The 24,312-nt window shown below is 57.3% G+C and carries 18 protein-coding genes and 2 tRNA genes; 13 read left to right on the top strand and 7 right to left on the bottom strand.

Annotated elements, in window-relative coordinates; genetic code table 11:
* Nucleotides 1-6 precede the first annotated feature (6 nt).
* Entirely contained in the window at nt 7-2,622 is a 2,616-nt protein-coding gene (gene pepN, locus JOE56_RS01100) for an aminopeptidase N (RefSeq protein ID WP_338028596.1), read from the bottom strand.
* 100 nt (nt 2,623-2,722) lie between these two features.
* On the opposite strand from pepN, the gene JOE56_RS01095 reads away from it, so the two are divergent.
* Both JOE56_RS01095 and JOE56_RS01090 read left to right on the top strand, forming a co-directional pair.
* On the top strand, nt 2,723-3,328 hold the full coding sequence (locus JOE56_RS01095; RefSeq protein WP_204514451.1) for a mycothiol-dependent nitroreductase Rv2466c family protein: 606 nt from the start codon (nt 2,723-2,725) through the stop codon (nt 3,326-3,328).
* A gap of 19 nt (nt 3,329-3,347) precedes the next feature.
* The gene (locus JOE56_RS01090; protein ID WP_204514450.1) at nt 3,348-3,815 is read left to right on the top strand and encodes a ribose-5-phosphate isomerase; all 468 of its coding nucleotides are present in this window, start codon (nt 3,348-3,350) and stop codon (nt 3,813-3,815) included.
* Between the two features lie 68 nt (nt 3,816-3,883).
* On the opposite strand, the gene JOE56_RS01085 is transcribed toward JOE56_RS01090, so the two are convergent.
* Nucleotides 3,884-4,771 (bottom strand): type II CAAX endopeptidase family protein, encoded by an 888-nt coding sequence (locus JOE56_RS01085; protein ID WP_239530314.1) that lies wholly within the window; start codon nt 4,769-4,771, stop codon nt 3,884-3,886.
* Between the two features lie 22 nt (nt 4,772-4,793).
* Here JOE56_RS01085 and JOE56_RS01080 point away from each other — a divergent pair, with 22 nt between their 5' ends.
* Nucleotides 4,794-5,669, top strand: coding sequence for an SCO6745 family protein (locus tag JOE56_RS01080; protein ID WP_204514449.1), 876 nt, complete (start codon nt 4,794-4,796; stop codon nt 5,667-5,669).
* Nucleotides 5,670-5,745: 76 nt separating this feature from the next.
* Here JOE56_RS01080 and JOE56_RS01075 read toward each other — a convergent pair.
* Nucleotides 5,746-5,819: transfer RNA gene (locus JOE56_RS01075), tRNA-Pro, on the bottom strand.
* Between the two features lie 188 nt (nt 5,820-6,007).
* On the opposite strand from JOE56_RS01075, the gene JOE56_RS01070 reads away from it, so the two are divergent.
* From JOE56_RS01070 to clpX, 5 genes are all read left to right on the top strand, one after another.
* Nucleotides 6,008-6,078: transfer RNA gene (locus JOE56_RS01070), tRNA-Gly, on the top strand.
* A gap of 184 nt (nt 6,079-6,262) precedes the next feature.
* Nucleotides 6,263-7,651: a trigger factor gene (gene tig, locus JOE56_RS01065; RefSeq protein WP_204514448.1), complete on the top strand. Its 1,389-nt coding sequence runs from the start codon at nt 6,263-6,265 to the stop codon at nt 7,649-7,651.
* A gap of 190 nt (nt 7,652-7,841) precedes the next feature.
* Nucleotides 7,842-8,432 (top strand): ATP-dependent Clp protease proteolytic subunit, encoded by a 591-nt coding sequence (locus JOE56_RS01060; protein ID WP_102238335.1) that lies wholly within the window; start codon nt 7,842-7,844, stop codon nt 8,430-8,432.
* Between the two features lie 12 nt (nt 8,433-8,444).
* Complete coding sequence (locus tag JOE56_RS01055) at nt 8,445-9,092, top strand: ATP-dependent Clp protease proteolytic subunit (protein ID WP_005882823.1); 648 nt, start codon at nt 8,445-8,447, stop codon at nt 9,090-9,092.
* 233 nt (nt 9,093-9,325) lie between these two features.
* Nucleotides 9,326-10,585, top strand: a complete 1,260-nt coding sequence (clpX, locus tag JOE56_RS01050) for an ATP-dependent Clp protease ATP-binding subunit ClpX (protein WP_338028595.1) — start codon at nt 9,326-9,328, stop codon at nt 10,583-10,585.
* Between the two features lie 18 nt (nt 10,586-10,603).
* Here the strand turns inward: clpX and JOE56_RS01045 are convergent, their stop codons facing one another.
* From JOE56_RS01045 to JOE56_RS01035, 3 genes are read right to left on the bottom strand one after another with little or no spacing between them, the layout of a single operon-like run.
* The gene (locus tag JOE56_RS01045; protein ID WP_204514446.1) at nt 10,604-11,275 is read right to left on the bottom strand and encodes an AIM24 family protein; all 672 of its coding nucleotides are present in this window, start codon (nt 11,273-11,275) and stop codon (nt 10,604-10,606) included.
* Nucleotides 11,276-11,289: 14 nt separating this feature from the next.
* The gene (valS, locus tag JOE56_RS01040) at nt 11,290-13,935 is read right to left on the bottom strand and encodes a valine--tRNA ligase (RefSeq protein WP_204514445.1); all 2,646 of its coding nucleotides are present in this window, start codon (nt 13,933-13,935) and stop codon (nt 11,290-11,292) included.
* 42 nt (nt 13,936-13,977) lie between these two features.
* Entirely contained in the window at nt 13,978-14,736 is a 759-nt protein-coding gene (locus JOE56_RS01035; protein ID WP_204514444.1) for an SDR family oxidoreductase, read from the bottom strand.
* 333 nt (nt 14,737-15,069) lie between these two features.
* Between JOE56_RS01035 and ileS the strand changes: the two genes are divergently transcribed.
* The 4 genes from ileS to ndk are packed head-to-tail and all read left to right on the top strand — an operon-like array spanning nt 15,070 to nt 20,604.
* Complete coding sequence (gene ileS / locus JOE56_RS01030) at nt 15,070-18,369, top strand: isoleucine--tRNA ligase (protein ID WP_204514443.1); 3,300 nt, start codon at nt 15,070-15,072, stop codon at nt 18,367-18,369.
* Entirely contained in the window at nt 18,369-19,736 is a 1,368-nt protein-coding gene (locus tag JOE56_RS01025) for a bifunctional folylpolyglutamate synthase/dihydrofolate synthase (protein ID WP_204514442.1), read from the top strand. The genes ileS and JOE56_RS01025 overlap by 1 nt, the downstream gene beginning before the upstream one ends.
* Nucleotides 19,733-20,146: a DUF4233 domain-containing protein gene (locus JOE56_RS01020; protein WP_204514441.1), complete on the top strand. Its 414-nt coding sequence runs from the start codon at nt 19,733-19,735 to the stop codon at nt 20,144-20,146. Before JOE56_RS01025 ends, JOE56_RS01020 begins: the two co-directional genes overlap by 4 nt.
* A gap of 41 nt (nt 20,147-20,187) precedes the next feature.
* Entirely contained in the window at nt 20,188-20,604 is a 417-nt protein-coding gene (gene ndk / locus JOE56_RS01015) for a nucleoside-diphosphate kinase (RefSeq protein WP_204514440.1), read from the top strand.
* Nucleotides 20,605-20,673: 69 nt separating this feature from the next.
* Here the strand turns inward: ndk and JOE56_RS01010 are convergent, their stop codons facing one another.
* Nucleotides 20,674-21,327 (bottom strand): vitamin K epoxide reductase family protein, encoded by a 654-nt coding sequence (locus JOE56_RS01010; protein ID WP_338028594.1) that lies wholly within the window; start codon nt 21,325-21,327, stop codon nt 20,674-20,676.
* Nucleotides 21,328-21,497: 170 nt separating this feature from the next.
* On the opposite strand from JOE56_RS01010, the gene JOE56_RS01005 reads away from it, so the two are divergent.
* The gene (locus JOE56_RS01005) at nt 21,498-24,251 is read left to right on the top strand and encodes an Rne/Rng family ribonuclease (protein ID WP_204516035.1); all 2,754 of its coding nucleotides are present in this window, start codon (nt 21,498-21,500) and stop codon (nt 24,249-24,251) included.
* Nucleotides 24,252-24,312: the final 61 nt, after the last annotated feature.

The raw sequence follows: 24,312 nt of genomic DNA, 5'->3' as shown, positions 1-24,312 counted from the left end.
TTTCAATCAGGCGTCCCTCGAGTGCGACTGAGAGGTTTCACGAACTCTCAGAGAGCGCTCGGTAGCATCAAGAAGTTCACGCATGATACGCCGAGCACCCTTGTGCGCATTGGGGTGGGTTTCCAGCCATTCGCGAGTGCGTGAGGCAGTCTCGCATGACGCTGGCGGGTGCAAGCGGAGCGTGAGCGTCTGGGCGATTTCAAGTGTGCGGGTATTCCACCAGTCTTCGACGTGTGCGTAGAAGAGGTCGGCGAAGCTGTTTTCGTCACCGCTGTCAATGAGTGTTCCGTCAGCCTGCTCAATACCCATGGAGAAACCACTTGTCACAGCAACGATGACGGCGTTCGGGAGCGACGTGTCACCGGTGGCCAGGTCGTAAGCGCGCTTCTTACTGTTGGTGGTACAGCGTGCGCTACGTGCTACGTGAGCGAACCGAATACCGGAGGCGGTGTTGTCCTCGTTCATGAGCGCGTCAATGTCTTTATCGCTGATTCGATCGTGGAGGGCCAAGTACGACACGATGCCCCATGCCAGGTCCTTGTCGATCGTGATTCCGTCAGGAGCATCAAGATCACCGGAGTGGATACCCTCGAGACGATCAAGCTGTTCTGGGGTAGTTGCATGCGTGACAAAAGCCTTAAACAGTTGGAACTGCTGGTCGCTGTTTTCCGGGGACCTGAGCGTGGCTTCCCACAAGAAGTCGGCAACGCGAGCAGAAAGCTCAGCGCGGTTCTGCGGTGACGTATAGCTCTCAACTGCGGTTGTAAGCTGACGGATTTGAACGGTCAACCCGGTCGAATGGGTCACTGCGTCAATATTGGCCTCGAGCAGTTCGATGTACCTCTCGAGCGGAAGCTCAGCATCGCGCACCATGTCCCACACGGTCGAAAGAACCAAGAGCTGGGCCAGTGAGTCATCAATGCCTGACAAGTGAGCAAGCGCAGTTTCCAGGCTTGCGTCGTCGAAACGAATCTTTGCGTACGTGAGGTCGGTGTCATTGACCAAAACAAGATCCGGTTGAGGAGTGTCAGGTGGCAGTGGAACATTTGTCACTGCCTGGTTGACGTCAAGGTGAATGAGCTCAGTACGCACAAGCTTGTCGTCTTTTAAAGAGTACAAACCTACAGCCAACCGGTGGGGGCGCAAGGACGGTGTTGGCTGCCCTTCAATCACCCACGGTTCTTGGTGAATCAGAAGCTCAGTGAGAACCCCGTCTGAAACCTTCAGTTCAGGCTTGAGGAGGTTGACGCCTGACTCTTGCAACCACACACGCACCCATTCGTCGAGATCGCGTCCCGACGATTTTTCAAGCTCAACCAAAAGATCACGCAGTTCAGTGTTCTTCCACGCATGGGTGTCGAAGTAGGCTTTCAAACCAGTGAAGAAGTTCTCGCGACCCACGTACGCAACCAACTGCTTGAGCACAGAGGCGCCTTTCGCGTACGTGATGCCGTCAAAGTTCACTTCGACATCGTGAAGATCCGCGATATCAGCTTCGATGGGGTGCGTGCTGGGAAGCTGGTCTTGTCGGTACGCCCACGCTTTTTCCAGAGTGGCGAAGGTGGTCCAGGCATCGCCGAAACGGGTTGCTTCGGCCGTTGCCAACGTGGACATGAACTCAGCAAACGATTCGTTCAGCCACAGGTCGTTCCACCACTTCATGGTCACCAGGTCGCCAAACCACATGTGTGCAAGTTCGTGGAGAATTGTCACGTCGCGACGTTCAACGGTGGCTTCTGTTGCACGCGAACGGAAGACATAGGATTCGACGAAGGTCACGCATCCGGCATTCTCCATGGCACCGGCATTGAACTCCGGAACGAAGATCTGATCGTATTTTTCAAACGGATACGGCGTCTGGAACTGTTCTTCGAAGAACGCGAACCCGGCCTTGGTCGTTTCAATGATGTTGTCGGCGTCCAAATGCGACGCCAGCGAAGCACGACAGAAAACTCCCAAAGGCACAGTTTCACCGTCACTGCTCACAAGCGAGTCTCGAACGCCAGTGTAGGGACCGGCCACAATCGCGGTGATGTAGCTTGAAATTGGGGGAGTGGGAGCGAACTGCCACACGGCTGACTTTTGCGACTCGGCAAGGTCTGCGAACTCGCCGAGGTCGTGCGGACGTGGCGTGGGTGAGTTTGAGAAAACTTCCCAATGTTTGGGTGCGATGACGTTGAACGCAAACGTGGCCTTCATGTCGGGTTGTTCAAAAACAGGGAAGACGCGACGGGAGTCCGGTACTTCGAACTGCGAGTACAGATACGTTTCATTGTCAACAGGGTCGACAAACCGGTGAAGACCTTCGCCGGTGTTCATGTAAAAGAACGTGGCGTCGATGGTGAGAACGTTATCTTTTGCCAAGCCAGGGAGTGCAATCCGCCCTTCAGAGACAACCTGCGAGGTATCGAGTTCTTCACCGTTGAGAACCACAGATGCCACGGTGTCCGTAATTGCGTCAATGAACGAATCAGTGCCGTCTTGAGCTGAAAACCTCACAGTTGTGATGGTCCTAAACGTGTCACCGTGACCATCAAGAACTAGAGTGATGTCATAGGAGTCAACGTTGATCAGTTGCGCACGCGTGCGAGCATCGTCACGGGTGAGGTTCAGTTGAGACACGTAGGCTCCTAACGTCAGAAGATCAATGTTCTCCCATTCAATCACGGGGGACTGACACAGTTTTTGACGCGAACTTCTCACACGCGAAAGGTGATGCAGAATGGCGAAAGAAACCCTCCACATGTGGTTTGACCCTACATGCCCGTGGGCATGGATGACGTCGCGCTGGGCGTTGGAAGTCGAAAAAGTGCGCGACGTTGAAGTCCAGTTCCACGTGATGAGCCTGTCCGTCCTCAACGAAGGACGTGACCTCGATCCGGAGTACCTCGAGTTCATGGACAAGGCGTGGGGCCCAGTCCGCGTCATCATCGCCGCAGCCAAGGACCATGGAAACGCGGTCATCGCAGATCTCTACACGGCCATGGGAACCCGCATCCACCTCGGCGGTAATAAAGACTTTGACCAGGTGATCAAGGAGTCGCTTGCCGAGGTTGGCCTGCCGGAGTCACTGGCGGAGGCCGCGCACACGGACACCTACGACGATGCCCTGCGTGCCTCGCATAACGAAGGAATTTCGCTGGTAGGTGAAGACGTGGGTACGCCCGTGATCGCAGTGGGTGACGTGGCGTTCTTTGGGCCCGTCGTCACACCTGCCCCCAAGGGGGAAGACGCAGGAAAGCTGTATGACGGCACCCTCCTGGTAGCAAGCACCCCCGGATTCTACGAAATCAAACGCACACGCACCGTTGGCCCGCAGTTCGACTAACACACACGAAGGGACACTCATGAAAATCCACCTTGGAACTGACCATGCCGGATACGAATTCAAAGAGACACTCAAGAAGCACCTCGAAGACAACGGTTACGAAGTTGTGGACCACGGTGCCCACGAATACGACGCGCTCGACGACTACCCAGCATTCTGCATCGCGGCCGCACAAGGTGTCGTGGCCGACCGGGCAGAAGGACTGGACTCGTTGGGAGTCGTCATCGGTGGATCCGGAAACGGCGAACAGATGGCTGCCAACAAAGTGAAAGGGGCCCGCTGCGCGCTATCGTGGAATCCCGAGATTTCCCGACTTGCCCGCGAACACAACGACGCATGGCTGGTCTCCGTGGGTGCCCGTCAGCACAGCGAAGACGAAGCGATCAGCATTGTTGACGCGTTCATCCGCACCCCATTTTCCAACGACGACCGCCACGTGCGCCGCATTGGCATCATGAGTGAGTTTGAAACGTCCGGGCGCGTCTAAGACTCGCACCCCAACCCGCACCCCCGCCGAGGTGGTTCCCACAGATCTGTTGGGGCCACCTCGGCTTTTTAATACCAAAAAATAGGCAACGCCTGCGGATGGTGGGCATGCACAATCGATAGGAACACAACCGCATCAAAGAGCAGGTGTACGGTCACCGTGTACGGTAGCGACTTGGTGCGCGTGAAGATGACGGCCTGGACCAGGGCGAACGGGATCGTGATCAGCGGGGCCCACGACCGGTAACCCAACTCCCACAGGAACGACACGAAAATAATGGACGTGATGATGTTTGCCGGCCAAAACGAAAAGTGTCGGTGCAAAAGGGTGAAGACTGTGCAGATGAAGAACAGCTCGTCCCAAATGCCAACGGCGTTCACCCCAATGAACAGGCGGGAGATTTCGCTGGGCGTGACCACGGCCGGCCAGTTGAGATACGCGCCGGAATAAAAGAAGTAGCGGGGGAGGACCAGCCAGCCCACAATTATCACGAAAGCAAGCCACCCGAATTCCAAACGCGACCACTTTCGACCCTTTCGGGTAGGGAAGCGGATGGCGTGATCGCGGTACACCCACCGGCTCAATGCGTACGGCACGAATACCGAGGCGCCTAGGACAGCGCCCATAAGGAACATGTTGGGCCATGAGATGTCGGCCTCGAGGGAGATCGTGCGCAGAATGCCCAAACCCAGGGCTATCAGCAAGATGTCCTTGGCAAACGGCTTGTCTGCGCACCATGACAGCGCCACTGAGGCTGCCAAGGCGGCGAATCCCCAGACGCGCAGAGGCTGGTCATACAGGCCAAAAAGCATGACAGCCGAACCGGCCAGCAGGGCAACAGCTGCGTACTTTGCCAGGTCCGTTCGCGTGAAACTGGGCGGGTTCGTCGCATGTGGGTTCGTCACACTGTGGACAATACCCAAGGTTGCGAGGTGAATCAGGCCGCGCGTCCACATGAACGCGTGTAGTGTGATCTGTATGACACGATCAAAGGTGATTCGTTCCACGACAAAGCGACTCGACACTGTGCACTCTGCTTCATATTTCGCGCAAGAAATGGTGGCTGAACTTGATGCGCTTGGTGTGGAGCGTGACGCGCAGTACCTTGCGCAACGTGCGGCGCCATTGGGGCAAGCTAGCGCTGAACTGGTGACCGCGACCTTTTACAGTTTTGCTCCCGCTTATGTGTCTGCCCACGTTCCCGCGTGCTGGGAACAGGCGGCGCCGGAGGAGATCCACGCGACCCGAGTGCGTGCCGCGGAAAAGATTGTCGAAAAGTTGGTAGCGGGGCCAGGTGGTAGCGAACTACTGGAGTCCATTCCGCACATTCGCCGGGCGCTCGCCCCTGTTCTTGAGGCAAGTGACGTGTGCGGGAAGCCGTTGTATGCGGCGCATGTGAATGCGCGAAAGTCGGCTGGTGATGACGCTGGTGAGTTGGTGCAACTGTGGTGGGACATCACCTTGTTGCGTGAGTTCCGAGGTGACGCTCACCTGGCAGCCCTCGTTGCCACGGGTGTTGGGAGTGTGGAGTCGATCGTTTTGGACTCTGCCACGGGTAAGTCCTTTGCTCCGTATTACATGCGAAAGATGCGTGGGTGGACGTCAGAAGAATGGGCCGAGGTGGCAGAAAAGTTAGCGATGGCCGGTTTCCTTACCAGCGCGGATGATGAGGCGACATTGACGGAGGAGGGTGTCAAGCTGCGGGCGCATGTTGAAGCTCTCACCGACATGGGTGTGGCAAGTACGTGGGATGCGCTGTCGGATGAACAGGTGTCTGACTTGCAAGGTTTGGCGACGTTGTGGGCCACGGCTGTCGCGAAGTCGGAAATCATTCCGCCGAAGTTGTTTGGGTAGTTAGTAACCGGTAGCTACCGAGGTTGCTGAAACAAGAAAGTCCCGGAACACGTGTTCCGGGACTTTCTGTGTGTTGTCGGGGTGACAGGATTTGAACCTGCGACCCTTCGCTCCCAAAGCGAATGCGCTACCAAGCTGCGCCACACCCCGTGTTTAGACAACTTGAAAAGCATATCCCATAAATCGGCGAAAGCAAATTCCGGCGTGGCGGATGGGTGGGTCTCTTCGGTGGAAGTCCCGAGGTGGGTGCCGGGTAAGTGCCCTGACCTGCAGAAACGTGTGTTTGTGGCCAGGATTTGGTTTTTGGCGAGCGGTGTACTACAGTTGGTTGAGCGCTCGGGGATGTAGCTCAATGGTAGAGCCTCAGTCTTCCAAACTGATAGTGCGGGTTCGATTCCCGTCATCCCCTCGGATGTGAAGTCCCGAGGCACTGTTTCGAACAGAGCCTCGGGACTTTTGCTTTACGCAGAATCTGGCTTAGCCCACAGGGCTACAGGCGTTTCCGATGTGCGTAAAGCGCAGATGAACCATTAGAATGGTCAGTTGTGTTCTGCGGGACTAATGCCCGCGTAAGTTTTAACGAGAGGTAAAAAGTGAAGAGCTCCGTCGAGAAACTCGACCCGACCCGGGTCAAGCTCAGCGTTGAAGTACCGTTTGCCGAACTCAAGCCGAGCATCGACGAGGCCTACAAGCAGATCGCTCGTCAGATCAACGTGCCCGGATTCCGTCGCGGTAACGTGCCTGCGAAGCTGATCGACCACCGTGTTGGCCGCCCAGTTGTCATGCAGGAAGCAGTCAACAACAGCCTCGATGGATTCTTCCGTCGTGCGGTTGAAGAAAACAACGTAGAGCCACTGGGCCAGCCTGAAGTAGAGGTATCGGAAGTCCCTGGCTTGGACGGAAAAGACGAAGGCGAACTGAAGTTCACCGTTGAAGTGGACTGCGTGCCAGAGGTTGAACTGCCCACATACTCCGACATCAGCGTTGAAGTTGAGCCCATCGAGGTCACTGAAGAAGATGTCGAAGCAGAGCTCGATGCACTGCGTAGCCGTTTCGGCACCCTCAACGCAGTAGACCGCCCAGCCACAAACGACGACTTCGTGACGCTGGACCTGGTTGCCCTCGTTGACGAAGAAGAAGTGGACTCCGCAAACGACGTGTCCTACCAGGTTGGCTCCGGCACCATGCTCAAGGGCATGGACGAAGCACTCGAAGGCCTGTCCGAAGGTGAAGAAACCAGCTTCGAAACCCAGCTTGCAGGTGGGGAACACGAAGGTAAGGACGCTCTCGTCAAGATCACCCTCAAGTCCGTTAAGGAACGTGAGCTTGCAGAGGCTGACGACGACTTCGCACAGATGGCTTCTGAGTTCGACACCATGGAAGAGCTCCGCGAGGACCTGAAAGAAACTGCCAAGCGCAACAAGGAACTTGAACAGGGCGTTGAAGCACGCGACAAGGTCCTGGAAGCTCTCCTCGAAAAAGTCGACGTTCCTGTGCCGGCCAAGCTCGTTGAAGCTGAAGTCAACCGTCACCTGGAAAACGAAGACCGCACAGAAGACGACGAGCACCGCAAGGAAGTCACAGAAGAAACTGAGCGCACCATGCGTACGCAGTTCATCCTCGACGCCATTGTGAAGGCTGAGTCGATCGAAGTTTCGCAGCAGGAACTCATCGAGTACATCATGACCGCATCTCAGCAGTACGGCATGAGCCCGCAGGACTTCATGCAGGCGCTCGGATCGCAGGGACAGGTTATGGCCCTGCAGGCCGACGTTGCGCGTCGTAAAGGTCTCGCAAGCGTTCTGTCGGAAGCCAAGGTCGTGGACACCGAAGGCAACGAGGTCGACATGACTGCCTTCACCACCCCAGCCGCTGACGAAGAAGAAGTCGCAGAAGCTGAAGCCGAAGCAGAAGAAGCCGTCGAAGAAGCAGAAGCTGCTGAAAGCACAGAAGAAGAAACGGCAGAGGACACCGACAAGTAGTCGCCACTGCCACAAAGCCCGCCACGCACACCGGTGCGAGGCGGGCTTTTCTGTATCCCACCTCGGCGGACTCTTTCACGCTGATGGCGAACAACGGGCCAACTGGGACTAAAACTGGCCCCAAGCGGGTTAAAGTTCGTAGAAATTACCTCTATTACAGGAGTGAAACGTGACGAACCACGAATGGACAATGGATGTCCCAGGCTCCGGCATGGGCCTGGACGACCACATCTACAACCGTCTGCTCAAAGAACGGATCATCTGGCTGGGTTCCGAAGTGCGTGACTCCAACGCGAACGCCATCTGTGCACAGATGATGCTCCTGGCTGCTGAGGACCCTGAAAAAGACATTTGGTTGTACATCAACTCCCCAGGTGGGTCCGTGACCGCCGGCATGGCGATCTACGACACCATGCAATACATCAAGCCCGACGTGGGAACCGTCGCAATGGGAATGGCCGCTTCGATGGGTCAGTTCCTCCTGTCCTCCGGTGCTAAGGGCAAGCGCTTTGCGACCCCGCACGCTCGTATTCTCATGCACCAGCCACTGGGTGGAATCGGCGGTACTGCAACCGACATCAAGATCCAGGCCGAACTGATTCTTCACATGAAGCGTCAGATGGCACAGATCACCGCAGACCAGACGGGTAAGACGGTTGAGCAGATCCTCAAGGACAACGACCGTGACCACTGGTTCACTGCAGATGAAGCCCTGGACTACGGCTTCATCGACAAAGTGGTGACCCACGCTGCCGACGTTCCAGCAGCTGCATCCAACTGATCGGAGACTTTCATGACACACATTGACCCATGGGCAACCGCTGGAAACATGCCGACGTCGCGCTACGTGATGCCTCAGTTCGAAGAGCGTACGCCGTACGGTTTTAAGCGCCAGGACCCATACACCAAACTGTTTGAAGACCGAGTGATCTTCTTGGGCGTGCAGGTGGACGACACCTCGGCCGATGACGTGATGGCTCAGTTGCTTGTGCTTGAGAGTCAGGATCCTGACCGAGACATCACGCTGTACATCAACTCGCCGGGTGGATCGTTCACGGCGCTGACGGCGATCTACGACACTATGCAGTACATCAAACCAGAGATCCAGACCGTGTGCTTGGGGCAGGCAGCCTCTGCTGCGGCGGTTCTGCTGGCGGCGGGTGCGCCTGGAAAGCGTCTTGCTCTGCCGAATGCGCGTGTGCTCATTCACCAGCCCGCAATGCAGGGGCAAGGTCAGGGGCAGGCGTCAGACCTTGAGATTCAGGCGAACGAGGTCTTGCGAATGCGTCGCTGGCTCGAGGAGACGCTCGCTAAGCACTCGAATAAGAGCGCCGACGAGGTCTCGAACGACATCGAACGCGACCTGTTCCTCACCGCCGAAGAAGCCAAGAACTATGGACTGGTCGACCAGGTGCTCAGCAGCCGTAAAGGTGTGAAATAGCAGTTTTTGCGTAACTGGCTCAAAGTGACCGGTTAGACCGAGAGGTGGCAAGCGCGGGCCGAGGTGTTCCTCGGCCCGCGCCGTTTGTGTGCGGTGTTCCGTCTTTCAACCTCATGAGAGTAGGATCCAGCGACACACCGTTACAGGAAAACCGCCAGCTTAAGCGCGTTTGTGCAAGCATGGAGCAAGCGGGCGTACTACTCTGGGTATGAGTTCTGTGAAAGGTTGTGACAGTGACACGCGCAGGTGCAGATTTACTTAAATGTAGTTTTTGCGACAAAACGCAAAAACAGGTCCGAAAGCTCATTGCGGGTTCGGGCGTATACATTTGCGACGAATGCATCGGTCTGTGCAACGAAATCATCGACGAAGAACTCAACGCCGGTAAAGAACCTGATCAGGCAATCGAACTCCCCAAGCCACAGGACATTTTCGACCACCTCAACGACTTCGTCGTGGGCCAAGAATCCGCCAAACGCGCTCTCTCAGTTGCGGTGTACAACCACTACAAACGCATCAACGCGATGCGGTCTGGCGAAAAGCCTGAGGTCGAAATCGCTAAATCCAATATCCTCATGGTGGGCCCAACTGGTTCCGGCAAAACCTACGTGGCCCAGACTCTCGCCAAGAAACTCAACGTACCTTTCGCAGTCGCCGACGCCACTTCACTCACCGAAGCCGGATACGTAGGTGAAGACGTCGAAAATATCCTGCTCAAACTACTCCAAGCCGCTGACTTCGACGTCGAACGCGCCCAAACCGGCATCATCTACATTGACGAAATCGACAAGATTTCCCGAAAAGCCGAAAACCCGTCCATCACCCGTGACGTATCAGGCGAAGGCGTCCAGCAGGCACTCCTGAAAATCCTGGAAGGAACCCAGGCCTCCGTTCCTCCCCAAGGCGGACGCAAGCACCCACACCAAGAGTTCATCCAGCTCGACACCACCAACGTGCTCTTCATCGTGGCCGGCGCATTCGCTGGCCTCGAAGAGATCATCTCGGCACGCAAGGGCAAGCACGGAATCGGGTTTGGCGCACTCATCCAATCCAAGGAAGACGACGTTAACCACTTCGAGGACCTGCTCCCAGAAGACCTCCTGAAGTTCGGCCTCATTCCTGAGTTCATCGGCCGTGTCCCCGTGATCGCGACGCTGGACAACCTGGACCGCGAAGCACTCATCGCGATCCTCACCGAACCACGCAACGCACTGGTCAAACAGTACCAAGCCATGTTCAACATGGACGGCGTTGAACTCGAATTTGAACACGAAGCACTCGAAGCTATCGCCGACCTCGCCCTCCTACGCGAAACCGGTGCGCGCGGACTTCGCTCAATCCTCGAAGAAGTCCTCCAGCCCATCATGTTTGAACTGCCCAGCCGCGACGACATTGAACGCGTCGTCATCACACACGACGTCGTCAACAGCAACGTCGCACCCACGCTCGTCCCTAAAAAGGCACGCAAAAGGCCGTCCCGAAAGACGGCCTAAAGCGAAAACAACCTCGGTCTAGTACGTTTCTGCCGGCTGAACCACAACGAAACCGGGGCCGTGGAACATCAACTGGACAGTCTCACCAGACTCACGCCCAATAAACGTTCCAACTGAAGCGTCCACCTTGATCTGAGGCGCAAGGTTTGCCGACCAGCACACCGCAGCCTGCGGGTCCACATACGTTGGAGTCTGCGAACAGTCGAGAATCATGGGGTCACCGTAACAGCACACCGAGGCGCTACCTTGCCCCGACATCTCAATGTTGAACAGCCCTGACCCAGACGCCAAGGCGCCCATTCCACCGCGGATACGTTTGATATCCCAGTTGAGGTGCGCATCGAAGGCCAGCAACCGCGACGAGTTCACCGTCAACGCATCCTGGTCACCCTCGAGTTGCATCAGGAAGATGTTCGCCGCGTTCCGGGCGTAGAAAACCTCCCCGTGACCTTCAACACTCATCATAGGAGTGTCCTCGCTGGTCAGCTGCTTCTTAAAGAACTCGCCAACCGAACGCGAGCCCTTGTGACGGAACGTCACATTGCCCTGGTATGCAACCATCGCTCCCTTCGTCGCAACCATAGGCGCGTCTGGGGTGATGTAGGTGCGCAACATTCGTTTGGACTGCAGAGTCCAACGTTCGGTGTTGTTCTTTTCCTGGTGGATGTCGGCAAACAGTTCACTACGCATAGTGCCTCCGTTGATTATTTTTCTTCGACAGCGAACTCGATGTCAGTGACAGTGGGTTCGGTCTGCGCGTCGTCAACGGTGAGTTCCCACTCGCGAATACGGCCCGCAGCTTCCAAGTCGCCCCGTGTGGCCTCTGCCATCGCCACCACGGCGGCGGTTGCGCGCAGAGTCGCTGAGACGACCTCGGTTTTTTGGGAAACCTTTGCCTCGGTCTTGGCACGGCGAACCTCTGCCAGGATCGTTGCGATGGTTTCCAGGTCCACGCCCGTGGTGTCACCGACTGTGATTTCGGTGGCACCTGGCCATGTGGTTCGGTGGATAGATCCGTCATGCCACCACGACCACACTTCTTCAGTGACGAACGGCATGAACGGAGCAAAGAGGCGCAACAGAGCGTCAAGTGCGGTCGCCAGGGTCACGTGAGCCGACAGCTGAGCCTGTTCGCCCTGCGCACCATATGACCGGTCCTTAACGAGCTCCACGTAGTCGTCGGTGAACTCCCAGAAGAACGACTCGGTGACACGTAGCGCGTGAGCGTAGTCGTACTCGGTGAAGTGCGCACCCGCCTGCTCGATCGTGGCACGCAACTTGGTCAGCAACGCCTGGTCAAGCGGGTGAGTCACGTGGTCAAAGTTCTGGACGTGACCTGCGTGAACACCCTGCGCCAAGGCAAACTTCGACGCGTTCAACAGCTTCATCGCCAAACGGCGACCGATCTGCATCTGCGACACGTCATATGCGGTGTCACCGCCCAAACGCGCGCTTGCGGCCCAGTAACGAACCGCGTCGGGCCCAAACCCAGGCTTGGTTTCCGCGATGATGTCGCTGGGTACAACCACGTTGCCCTTGGACTTTGACATCTTCTTGCGGTCCGGGTCCAAGATCCACCCGGACAGTGCAGTGTTCGTCCACGGGATCGAGCCGTTAATCGAGTTGGCGCGAACCACCGTGGAGAACAACCACGTGCGAATAATGTCGTGACCTTGCGGACGCAGGTCGAACGGGAAGACCTTGCTGAACAGGTCGTCGTCCGTGGACCATCCACCAATCAGCTGTGGTGTCAGGCTCGACGTTGCCCATGTGTCCAGCACATCTGGATCGCCCGTGAAGCCACCTGGCTGGTCGCGCTGCTCATCCGTGAAGCCCTCAGGTGTGTGGGCCTGTGGGTCCACTGGCAACTGGTCATCGCTTGGAACGATCGGGTCGTCGTAATCCGGCTGGCCCTGCTCATCGAGGCGGTACCACAGCGGAATCGGAACACCGAAGTAGCGCTGACGTGACACCAGCCAGTCACCGCTCAAGCCCTCAACCCAGTTTTCATAACGAGAACGCATAAACGCTGGGTGCCAGTCGATTTCGCGACCCCGCGCAATCAGAGCGTCACGGAGTTCCGCGCTTCGCCCACCGTTGCGGATGTACCATTGACGCGAAGTGACCACCTCAAGAGGCTTGTCACCCTTTTCATAAAACGGCACGGGGTGGGTGATCTGCTCAATGGGGCCGGTGAGGTCACCGGACTCTTCCAGCAGCTCAGCGATCTCCTTACGAGCCGTGAAGGTGGTCTTTCCGGCGAGCTTGCCGTACACCTCGGCCGCGTCAGCCTTTGCGGAACTCGCAATCCATTCCGGAACCTCGCGGCTCAGGCGCCCGTCACGGGTCACCACGGCACGCGTTGGGAGGTCCAACTCACGCCACCACGTGACGTCGGTGAGGTCACCAAACGTACACACCATGGCGATACCCGTACCCTTGTCGGACTTAGCGAGTTCGTGCGCCTTGACCTCAACCTCAACACCGAACAGTGGCGACACAACCGTCGAACCAAAGAGACCCTGGTAACGCTCATCGTCAGGGTGGGCCACAAGCGCCACAACTGCAGGAATGAGCTCTGGGCGCGAAGTCAGAATGACAACCGGCTCACGTGCTGTGTCGGCCAGGCCTTCGGATCCAGTGGGGAAGAACTTGACCTTGTGGTACGCGCCTTCCTTTTCCCGATCTTCGAGTTCGGCTTGTGCAACCGCGGTCCCAAACGTCACATCCCACATGGTGGGTGCGTCCTGTGAGTACGCCTGCCCCGCCTTCAAATCGTGCAAGAACGCACGCTGGGAGACAGCACGGGACTTGTCGTCGATCGTGCGGTACGAATAGTTCCAGTCGACGGACAGCCCAACTGAGCGGAACAACTGCTCGAAAACCTTTTCGTCTTCAGCAGACAGCTTTTCGCACAGCTCAATGAAGTTGAGGCGAGAAACCGCCACAAAGTCGCGCGGGTTCTTCGCCGGCTTCTCCGGTGGCGTGAAGTCCGGGTCGTAGGCCAGCGAAGGTTCGCATTTGACACCGTAGTAGTTCTGTACGCGACGTTCGGTTGGCAGGCCGTTGTCGTCCCATCCCATGGGGTAGAAAACGTTCTTGCCGGTCATGCGCATGTAGCGTGCCATGACGTCGGTGTGTGTGTAACTAAAGACGTGGCCCACGTGCAACGAACCAGACGCGGTTGGTGGGGGAGTGTCGATCGCGTAGACCTCTTCACGTGTGGTGTTGCGGTCAAACGCGTAGACCTGTTCCTCACCCCACTTTGCGTCCCATTTTTCGGAAAGCCCTTCGAGGGCTGGTTTATCTGGAAGGTGCACCGAGTCGTGTGTGCTTGGGCCGTTATTCATAGCAATATCTTTTCACCTGGGTTGGGCAAAGGCCAAAGACCTTTAGAGTCCGGAGTTGCGCGCCACCTTGTGTTGCGCCGCTTGCGCGATGGGGCGAATGACCATGAGGTCAACATTGAAATGGTGCGGACGCGTCAGCGTGTAGACAACAGCGTCGGCAACGTCCTCGGCCGTCAGCGGGCGCTCAACGCCCTCGTACACCTTGTCGGCAGCCTCCTGGGACCCCAACCTCTTGAGAGAAAATTCGTCGGTCGCGACCATACCCGGGGCAATTTCCATGACGCGGACCGGCTGGCCTGCAAGTTCCAGCCTCAAGGTTTCCGCGACCGAGGTGGTTCCGTGCTTGGCAGCGACATATCCTCCTCCACCTTCATAGGCAATGTGCCCGGCCGTGGAACTCATAATGCAAATGTCACCTCGGCCGGAGTCGACCAAGGCAGGCAGGAGTGCCTTGACGGCGCGCACAACACCCAACACGTTGATGTCAAACATCTTCTTCCAGTCGTCGACGTTGGCGTCTTTGACTTCATCGGTGCCCAGGGCGAATCCAGCGTTGGCCACGAGCGAGTGGACAGGTCCGTGGGCGAGCACTTTTTCAGCCATCCGGGTGACATCTTCGTCACTGGTCATGTCGGCCACGATGTAGCTGGCACCGGTTTCGTCTGCGAGCGCTTTGAGCTTGTCTTCACGCCGGGCAACTGCCACAACGTCCCAGTCGAGAGCCCGGAGCTGGCGAACGGTTGCTGCACCAATACCTGAGCTGGCGCCAGTAACAACTGCACGTAGTTTCTGATCCGTCATTCGTCCTCCTCTATATATGTCCCACACTACACACGTATACACGGGCTTCTATGCGGTAAGCTAATACCGCTATGATCCGGCCATCACCGGGGAGCATCCGGAAGAAAAGCGGTTGCACAAAAGCATGCGTACATCGGCAGCAGAGCATTCGCCCAGTAGAACCGGACGGGTAGGCCCGTAACAGCCTTATGAGCGATCTGTCCTTTCCACCTCGGGAAGAACAGATAAGCGGGGTGGTACCGCGGTGGCCCACTGGCCTTCGTCCTCGCACGGATGACACCGTAAATCGGGTCAAGTGCGAACCACTCGGCCCCTGAAAGTTAAAGGACGCTCATGACCGAAACAACCGGCTCAGAAGCTCACACCCAACGGGTGTACCCCCAGGCGACGACGTTTACTGGCGGACTTACACCCAGCCCCACATTTCCAGAACTAGAAAAAGACATTCTTGCTTACTGGAACGAAAACAACACATTCCGCAAGTCTGTCGAACAACGGGATGCAGGCGTCGACGGTGAGAATGAGTTCGTTTTCTACGACGGCCCTCCGTTTGCGAACGGTTTGCCACACTACGGCCACTTGCTGACCAGCTACGTCAAGGACGTCGTTCCGCGCTACCAGACCATGCGCGGGAAGAAAGTTGAGCGACGCTTTGGATGGGACACGCACGGTCTCCCTGCCGAACTCGAAGCCATGCGCCAGCTGGGCTTGAAAACCAAAGACGAAATCCTGGACATGGGCGTCGAAAAGTTCAACGACGCCGCGCGTGCTTCCGTACTCAAGTACACCAACGAGTGGGAAGAGTACGTCAACCGCATGGGTCGCTGGGTCGACTTCGAAAACGACTACAAGACCCTCAACCCCGAATTCATGGAGTCGGTGCTGTGGGTGTTTAAGACCCTGTACGACAAGGGCCTCATCTACGAAGGCTTCCGAGTTTTGCCCTACTGCTGGTCGGATGAGACACCGCTGTCGAACCACGAACTCCGCATGGACGAAGAGGTCTACAAGGACCGTCAGGACCCGTCGGTCACCGTTGGCCTGACATGCTCGGGTGGCCCACTCGAATGTCTGCACGGCGCTAAGTTCCTCATCTGGACCACCACGCCGTGGACCCTGCCTTCTAACCTTGCGATCGTGGTTGGTTCGGATATCGACTACGTGGTTGTAGAGTCCGAGGTGCCAACCGGTACCGCTGAAAGGTACGTGATCGCTCAGGCACGGCTGGCAGCGTATGCAAAGGAACTGGGGGAGGACCCCACGGTTGTTGAAACGCTGAAAGGCTCCGACCTTTTGGGCCACACCTACAACCCGCCGTTCACCTACTACGAAGGCCACGAAAACGCCTTCCGGATCCTCGAAGGGGACTTCGTCACCACCTCGGACGGTACCGGACTGGTTCACACCGCGGGAGCGTTCGGTGAGGACGACTACGTTGTCACCCAAGCCGCCGGAATCGAAGCCGTCATGCCCGTGAGCGCGAGCGGCCAGTTCACCGCGCCAGTGAAGGAATTCGCAGGACTGCAGGTGTTCGAAGCCAACGCGCCACTCATTCGACAGCTCAAGAACGCCACCAAACAGGACGGCGAAACAGGGTCTGTGTGGGACGGCACCGTGCTGGTGCGCCACGAAACCTACAACCACTCCTATCCACACTGCTGGCGTTGCAAGAACCCGCTCATCTACAAGGGTGTGAGTTCGTGGTTCGTTGAGGTCACCAAGATCAAAGACAAGATGCTGGCCAACAACGAAAAGATCACGTGGGTGCCGGACAACGTCAAGCACGGCCAGTTCGGAAAATGGCTCGAAAACGCACGCGACTGGTCGATTACCCGTAATCGTTTCTGGGGAAGCCCCGTTCCCGTGTGGAAGTCAGACAACCCGGAATATCCACGTCTGGACGTCTACGGTTCGTTTGAAGAGATCGAACGTGACTTTGGTCGACTGCCCACCGGGCCCGACGGCAAACCAAACCTGCACCGCCCGTACGTCGATGAACTGACCCGCCCTAATCCGGACGACCCCACTGGGAAGTCCACCATGCGTCGCGTCGAAGACATCCTGGACGTGTGGTTCGACTCCGGTTCCATGCCATACGGGCAGGTCCACTACCCGTTCGACAACAAAGACTGGTTCGAACACCACTACCCGGCCGACTTCATCGTTGAGTACATCGGGCAGACACGCGGATGGTTCTACACCTTGCACATTCTGGCGTCCGCGCTGTTTGACAAGCCAGCGTTCATGGACGTGATCTGCCACGGAATCGTTTTGGGCTCAGACGGACAGAAGATGTCGAAGAGCCTGCGCAACTATCCGGACGTCAACGAAGTGTTTGAACGGGACGGTTCTGACGCGATGCGCTGGTTCCTCATGTCCAGCCCCATCCTGCGCGGAGGAAACCTCATCGTCACGGAACAGGGAATCCGCGACGGGGTTCGACAGGTGATTCTGCCAGCGTGGAACGCGTGGTACTTCTTTGCCACGTACTCCAACACGGCTGAATCAGCAGAAGGCGAAGACACCCGCGGCTACAGCGCCAAGAAACGGTATGAGTCGAGCCAGGTTCTGGACCGCTACCTGCTTGCTAAGACTCACGACTTCCTGGTGGACTTCCAGACGGCCATGGACGCGTATGACTTGTGGAATGGGTGCCAGCTGATCCGTGAGTACTTGGATCTTCTGACCAACTGGTATGTGCGCAGGTCGCGCCGTCGTTTCTGGGACGGCACCGTGGCCATGCACGAAAGCTTCGACGTGTTCTACACGTGTTTTGAAGCGTTCATCCGTGCTGCATCCCCGCTCATGCCGTTCGTGGCAGAAGAAATTTTCCGTGGCCTCACGGGCGAAGAGTCAGTCCACCTGGCTGACTACCCAGACGCAACGCTGTTCCCTGCAGATCCCGATCTGGTTGAACGCATGGACGCAACCCGCGGCGTGTGCTCGGTGGGCTCGAGCCTGCGCAAGGCACAGCACCTGCGCGTGCGCCTGCCGCTGTCCACGCTGACGGTCGCAACTGACATCGAGCTGGGTGAGGACTTCACATCCATCATCGCCGACGAGCTCAACGTGAAATCCGTCGAGGTGCTTCGCATGGCCGAAGCCGCCGAAGCCGGATTCTCACTCGACCACAAACTCACGGTGAACGCCCGCGCTGCCGGCCCGCGCCTCGGGAAGGACGTGCAGACGGCAATCAAGGGTTCAAAGACCGGCGACTGGTCGGTCAACGACGGCGTGGTGGTCTCCGGTGGGATCGAGCTTGTGGAAGGTGAGTACACCTTAGAAGAAGTCGCCGAGGCGGCAAGCGACACGGTCGTTCTGGCACCTACCGACTCCGGTTTCGTGGCGCTGGATAAGACTGTGACGCCGGAACTGGAAGCGGAAGGATTGGCACGTGATGCCGTCCGCGCAATCCAAAACATCCGACGTGAGCTCGACCTGGATGTTTCTGACCGCATCCGCGTCACCCTCTACACCGACGACGCAACCGCGCAGGCACTCACTCCGCACCGCCTGCTCATTGCCGGTGAAACGCTGGCTCTGCAGTTCGAACTCAGCACAGATGAAGCAACGGGTGACGATCTGCACAGTGCGAATGAACTGAACGCGAACATTCGCGTGGTGAAGGCCTAATGGATCTCACATCTGAACTCGCCCGCGCCCAGGCTCTCCTGCAGACGCGGGCCGGTGAAACTGAAGTTGAACTGCGCCTAGACGCTACACGCCGAGCGTGCGAGCTTTTGGGCGACATACACACCTCGGCGCCGGTGATCACGGTGACGGGCACCAACGGTAAAACGTCCACAGTGCGCATGGTCGACACACTGATTCGGGCCCACGACCTGCGCACGGGACGGTTTTCCAGCCCGCACATGCAGGACCTCACCGAGCGTTTCAGCGTGGACGGCGAACCCGTCAACGCCCAGAAGTTTGTCGAGATTGTCGACGACATTCAGCCGGTTCTTCACATCGTTGACCAGGAATTGGCCCAGTCGGACCGACCGCCTCTGACGTTCTTTGAAGCGCTCACCGTGGTTGCGTTCGCCATTTTCGCCGACGCTCCAGTCGACGTCATGATCCTCGAAGTGGGCATGGGCGGCGAATGGGACTCAACGAATGTCGCTGACGCTCAGGTGTGCGTGTTCACCCCTGTGAGCCTGGATCACCAGCAGTTCTTGGGAGACACGGTCGCAGAGATCGCGCGCACAAAAGCGGGCATTCTCAACCGCACCGTGGATCCGTCGCCTGCCCCGCACCCGGTTGCGGTGGTGGGCCCCCAGGTTCCCGAGGTGGAAGATGTGTTCGCCTCGGAGTTCGCTGATCGTGGTGTTGAGTCCAGGTGGCTTGGTCGCGAATTTGGTTTGCAAAGCCGGGTAAACGCGGTCGACGGCCAAGTGATTCACGTGCGCACTCAGCTGGAGGATTACCCCGACCTGTTCTTGCCGCTACACGGTGAGCACCAGGCGGTCAACGCGGCAGTTGCTCTGGCCGCGGTCGAAGCATTCTTGGGAACAGAAGACAAACCGTTGAACGTTGACGTGGTTGGTGAAGGCATGAGCGCTGTGACCTCACCTGGGCGTGTTGAGATCCTGCGGTCAGAACCCACGGTGATTGTCGATGGCGCGCACAACGCGCACGCTGCCCAGGTTCTCGCTGAAACGGTGGGTGACGCTTTTGACTTCGCCGAGGTCGTGGCAGTCGTCGCGATGTACGCGGATAAAGACCCGCACGGCGTCTTTGAGCACTTGAGCCGATTCGCGCGACGCGTGATCGTGACGCAGGTCCAGTCTCCTCGTGCCATGGGGGCCGACGAGCTCGCTCACGCAGCCAGCGAATGGTGGGGGGCCGACGACGTGTTAGTCGAAAACGACATGAATTCCGCGCTCATGAAGGCACTCGATTTGGCGCTCGATGAGTCGGGGACGGGTGTTGTTGTGACCGGGTCGCTGTCAACGGTGGGCGAAGCCCGCACGCTCTTAGGGCGGAAGGAGCAGTCGTGAGCCAATCGCTTCCTACACTGCCTCTGAAGTCGAAGCTCCCGGTGTTGTGTGGCACGATTCTGATTTCGGAAATCCTGGTGGTCTACCTGGCGTTCCTCGTTGGCTACGGACTGAGACCAGTGTCGTTAACGTGGCTCATCGTAGGAGCTTCGGTGATCACCGTTTTGTGTGTGGTTGCAACCGCCACCTTGCCACGAAAAGCTATGGGTTCGGGTGTTGGACTCACGCTGGGTCACATAGCTCAAGCATGTGTCCTTCTCACAGCCTTCGTCATGCCCATGATGCTCATTGTGGGTGTGATCTATACAGCCATGTGGGTTGTGGCGGTGTATTGGGGCAAACGCATCGACCGTGAAGCCACAGAATGGGCCAAGGAAGAGATTGCCGCGGACGCCCAAAAGAAAGGCTAACCTAGTAGTGGTTGCTCAATTTCAACGTTAGGAGAATCTTCGTGAGCGAACGGACTCTTGTCCTCGTCAAACCCGACGGCGTGAGGCGCGGTTTGATTGGTGAAGTCATTTCACGCATCGAAACCAAGGGCTACACCATCGAACGTTTGAAGATGATGGAAGCCTCACGTCAACTTCTCACGGAACACTACGAAGAGCACGAAGGTAAGCCGTTTTTTGAGCCGCTGGTCGACTTCATGGCCTCCGGCCCAATTGTGGCCATGGTTGTTGAGGGCGACGGTGCAATCCTCGGTTTCCGCACGCTCGCCGGGGCCACCGACCCAACGACAGCTGCTCCAGGAAGCATTCGTGGCGACCTCGGACGTGACTGGGGGACCGTGGCACAGCAGAACGTGGTGCACGGTTCAGACTCGTCGCTGTCGGCTGAACGTGAAATCGGCCTGTGGTTCCAAGACTGAGCCACCCACATCTGTGAATACGAATCACCCCGGCGCCCACGTGCCGGGGTGATTGCGTGTGGTTCGCTTTTAGAAGAGCGTGCTGAAGTAATCCCAGAAGCGAATCACAATCGACACGTAGATAACAAAGACCAGCACCACGCTGATGAGAAGTGAACTCGACGCAAATACGCGGACAGTGACGTTGTCGCGAATGCGTGTTCCAAAGTTACCCACTAGCGCGTTATAGCCAGTTGTAGTGCAGAACAGCGGAATGGTGACCGTCCACACCACGATGCACCAGGGACACCCGATTCCAATCACCCAGATTGAACTGATGTACAGGAATGTCACCAGGGCCACACCACCCAAGAGCCCAATGTTCAGGCCAACCATCACCCAGCCGGGAATCTGTGCACGACTGATCAGCAAGACTCCCAGCAGAAGAGGAAAGACAAACGCGGCGATTCCTAAGAACTGGTTAGGAAAGCCAAACAGCTGTGATTGCGGGTACTGCATGACGCCACTGCACGAAAAGAACGGGTTCATATCGCACGACAGGATGTACTCCGGATTCTCAAGCTTCTTCACCTTTTCAATCGAAAGGTCAAATGAAGCAAGGAGACCAATCACTGAGAACGCGACCATGTAGATCCCATGGACCACAGGATTGAGAAGCCACGATGACGACTGTGTTTCCATGGCCCGGGGGTGCTCATCTGTTTCAGCTACTTTTGCACTCACGCAGTTAAGCATGCCACGGGGAGGCGCCACCATGCACGCGATCGCAACGTGTGGCACTGTACCGTTCACTGAATGGACAGCAGTGACGGCGCGTATCCAGGGTTTGTACATGAACCGTGTGACATAATGATGGACGAGCGAGGTTGAGCACCAGACCTCGAGCTTCCACCTTGTGGGTCTTGATCCGCGTGGTTAAAGAGAAGCAGGCCACCGCGCCATTGCGCGAGCCTCACTGCTCAAGAGTTTTTGCGTACAAACGCGTAGACAGTGTCAGTTCCCGGACAGTGTGCGAAAGGTGCATCGCGTTCTGGAAGGGTCAGGAGTTTAACAAAATGAATACACAGGACCTCGATCCTAAGGCCGGCATTCTTGCCGACCTCGAAAATTTACGGAAATCCCGCGGTAAAACTGGTGTCGAAGATGACCACCAGGAAGCTACTGAAGTCAATCAAGAGAACCGCGATGCCCTGGAGGACATCGCTCGAGTAGCTGAAGACAAACGTAAAGAAGCGACGTCGTCAACGGAGCCGGTAACGACCACTGAGGACGATCAGAAACCCGAACCTCAGCAAGATCGCCGTCCGCTCGACCCGCTTTCGGCGATTTTCTCCAACCTGCCCGGACAGGTAGCGCAACCCGAAAACCTGGTAACCACCTCGGCGGGGGATCCTTATGACCCCAAAGCGGTATTTTCTGCTGCCCAACAGGACGAAGACGAACAGGTGGAGCCCATCAAGGCGCCTAGCTCAAATTTCCTGACGTTCCAACAGCCCCAGGCGGAACTCGGCGAAGTCGTTGACCCCACGTGGACCGGCGATGACGACGATGACAACGACAGCGATGACGAGGACGAGGACAACGACAGCTCGGACGACTCTGACAACACAGAAGAGTCCGGCGACAATGATCGGCGACGTCGTCGCCGTGGTGGCCGAGGTCGTCGCTCCCGGTCGCGTGATGACTCCGGGAACTCGGAAGGTAAAGACTCCTCGGCTAAAGGCGACAGGGACTCCGACAGTGGCAAGCAGGCTGACTCAAAGGAGTCCGATGATGACGACAACCACGAATCGTCACGCCGTCGCCGTCGCCGCCGAGTCCGCAACGCGGAAGATTCCGTTACCGGTGTGAAGGGCTCTACCCGCCTCGAAGCGAAACGTCAGCGCCGTCGCGAAGGGCGTGAAGCTGGTCGACGTCGTCCGCTCATCACGGAAGCGGAGTTCCTTGCGCGTCGCGAATCGGTCGAACGCACCATGATCGTGCGTGAACACGATGGGCGCACGCAGTTGGTCGTGACCGAAGATGGAATTGCGGTAGAACACTACCTCTCGGAAGCCAAAGCGCAGGCGTCGCTGATTGGCAACGTGTACTTGGGTAAGGTGCAGAATGTGCTGCCCAGCATGGAAGCGGCGTTCGTTGACATTGGCAAGGGGCGTAACGCGGTCCTCTATGCCGGTGAAGTGAACTGGGACGTTCTGGGAATGGACGGAAAGCCTCACCGTATTGAAGTGGCGCTCAACCCAGGTGACTCAGTTCTGGTGCAGGTGACCAAAGACCCCATCGGACACAAGGGTGCCCGACTCACTAGCCAGATTTCTTTGCCTGGTCGCTTCCTGGTGTACGTCCCCAACAATTCCATGACGGGAATTTCACGCAAATTGCCCGACAAGGAACGTCAGCGTTTGCGTAAGTTGCTGGGAGACGCCGTTCCAGAAGGTAACGGTGTCATTGTTCGCACGGCCGCTGAAGGTGCGAGCGAGGAAGAGCTCACACGGGACATCGAGCGTCTGGCCAAGCGTTGGCAGACGATCGAGAAGAAATCAACTTCGACAAAGGTGCTGGCTCCGCAACTTCTGTACTCAGAGCCAGACATGATCGTGCGCATTATTCGTGACGTGTTCAATGAAGACTTCTCCAAGCTGGTCATCGATGGTGACGGTGTCTATGACACGATCCATGAGTATGTGGAGTCGGTTGCGCCGGATCTGGTGGAACGCGTTGAACGCTACACGGGCGAGGACGACGTTTTCGATCACTTCCGCGTATCCGAACAGATTGAGAAGGCGCTGTCGCGCAAAGTGAATCTTCCTTCTGGTGGTTCGCTCGTCATTGACCGTACCGAAGCGATGACGGTTATTGACGTCAACACGGGTAAGTTCACCGGTTCCGGAGGCAACCTCGAAGAAACGGTGACCAAGAATAACCTTGAAGCGGCCGAGGAAGTGATTCGCCAGCTTCGCCTGCGTGACATCGGCGGAATTATCGTCGTTGACTTCATCGACATGGTGCTGGAATCCAACCGCGACCTTGTTGTACGACGTTTGGTCGAGTGCTTGGGGCGTGACCGCACGAAGCACCAGGTGGCAGAAGTGACGTCGCTTGGGCTCGTCCAGATGACGCGTAAACGAATCGGAACTGGTTTGGCTGAAAGCTTGGTTGCCGCTGGCGAAGACCTGTCTGGTCGCGGGCTTGTCTTGCCGGGAACCGAAGTCGACAACTCGAAGCAGTACAAGTCACGGAAGAAGCGTTCCCGGTCAAACGAGAAGTCGTCTAAGCCTTCGAGCAACGAGCTTACTGCTATCGCCGCTGCCACAATGCGTTCGCGGCAAGATGAAGTTGCGGATTCGCAAGATGAAACGCAGGAGTCGGAGCCACGAAAGCAAGAGGTCACCGAGCAGAAGCCACAGAAGCCGGAAGCCGAAGAGCCTAAAGTGGTTGAGCCTGAAGTGCGTGAACCCGAGCCGATTGTGCACGCACCTGGCACGGTGATGATTGGGGACGACACTGAAACGAAGATTCAGAAAGCCGAACCCAAGAAACGTCCTGCTGTGAGACCAAAACCTGAGAAAACTCAAGGTGGGGAAATGCACAAGCCAAAGGACGAGACCCCGGCTCTTCCAGTACTCATCATCGGAGATGACGAGTAGCTCGACGTTTGCTGTTTGAAGTTGTAGCTCAGCCCGTCAGTGCGAAGGCATTTCGCGCTGA

The sequence above is a fragment of the Brevibacterium paucivorans genome (assembly GCF_016907735.1).
Lineage (GTDB): Bacteria > Actinomycetota > Actinomycetes > Actinomycetales > Brevibacteriaceae > Brevibacterium > Brevibacterium paucivorans.
The sequence above is the reverse complement of the archived record's forward strand: the minus strand, read 5'-3'. Positions and strand labels throughout refer to the sequence as shown.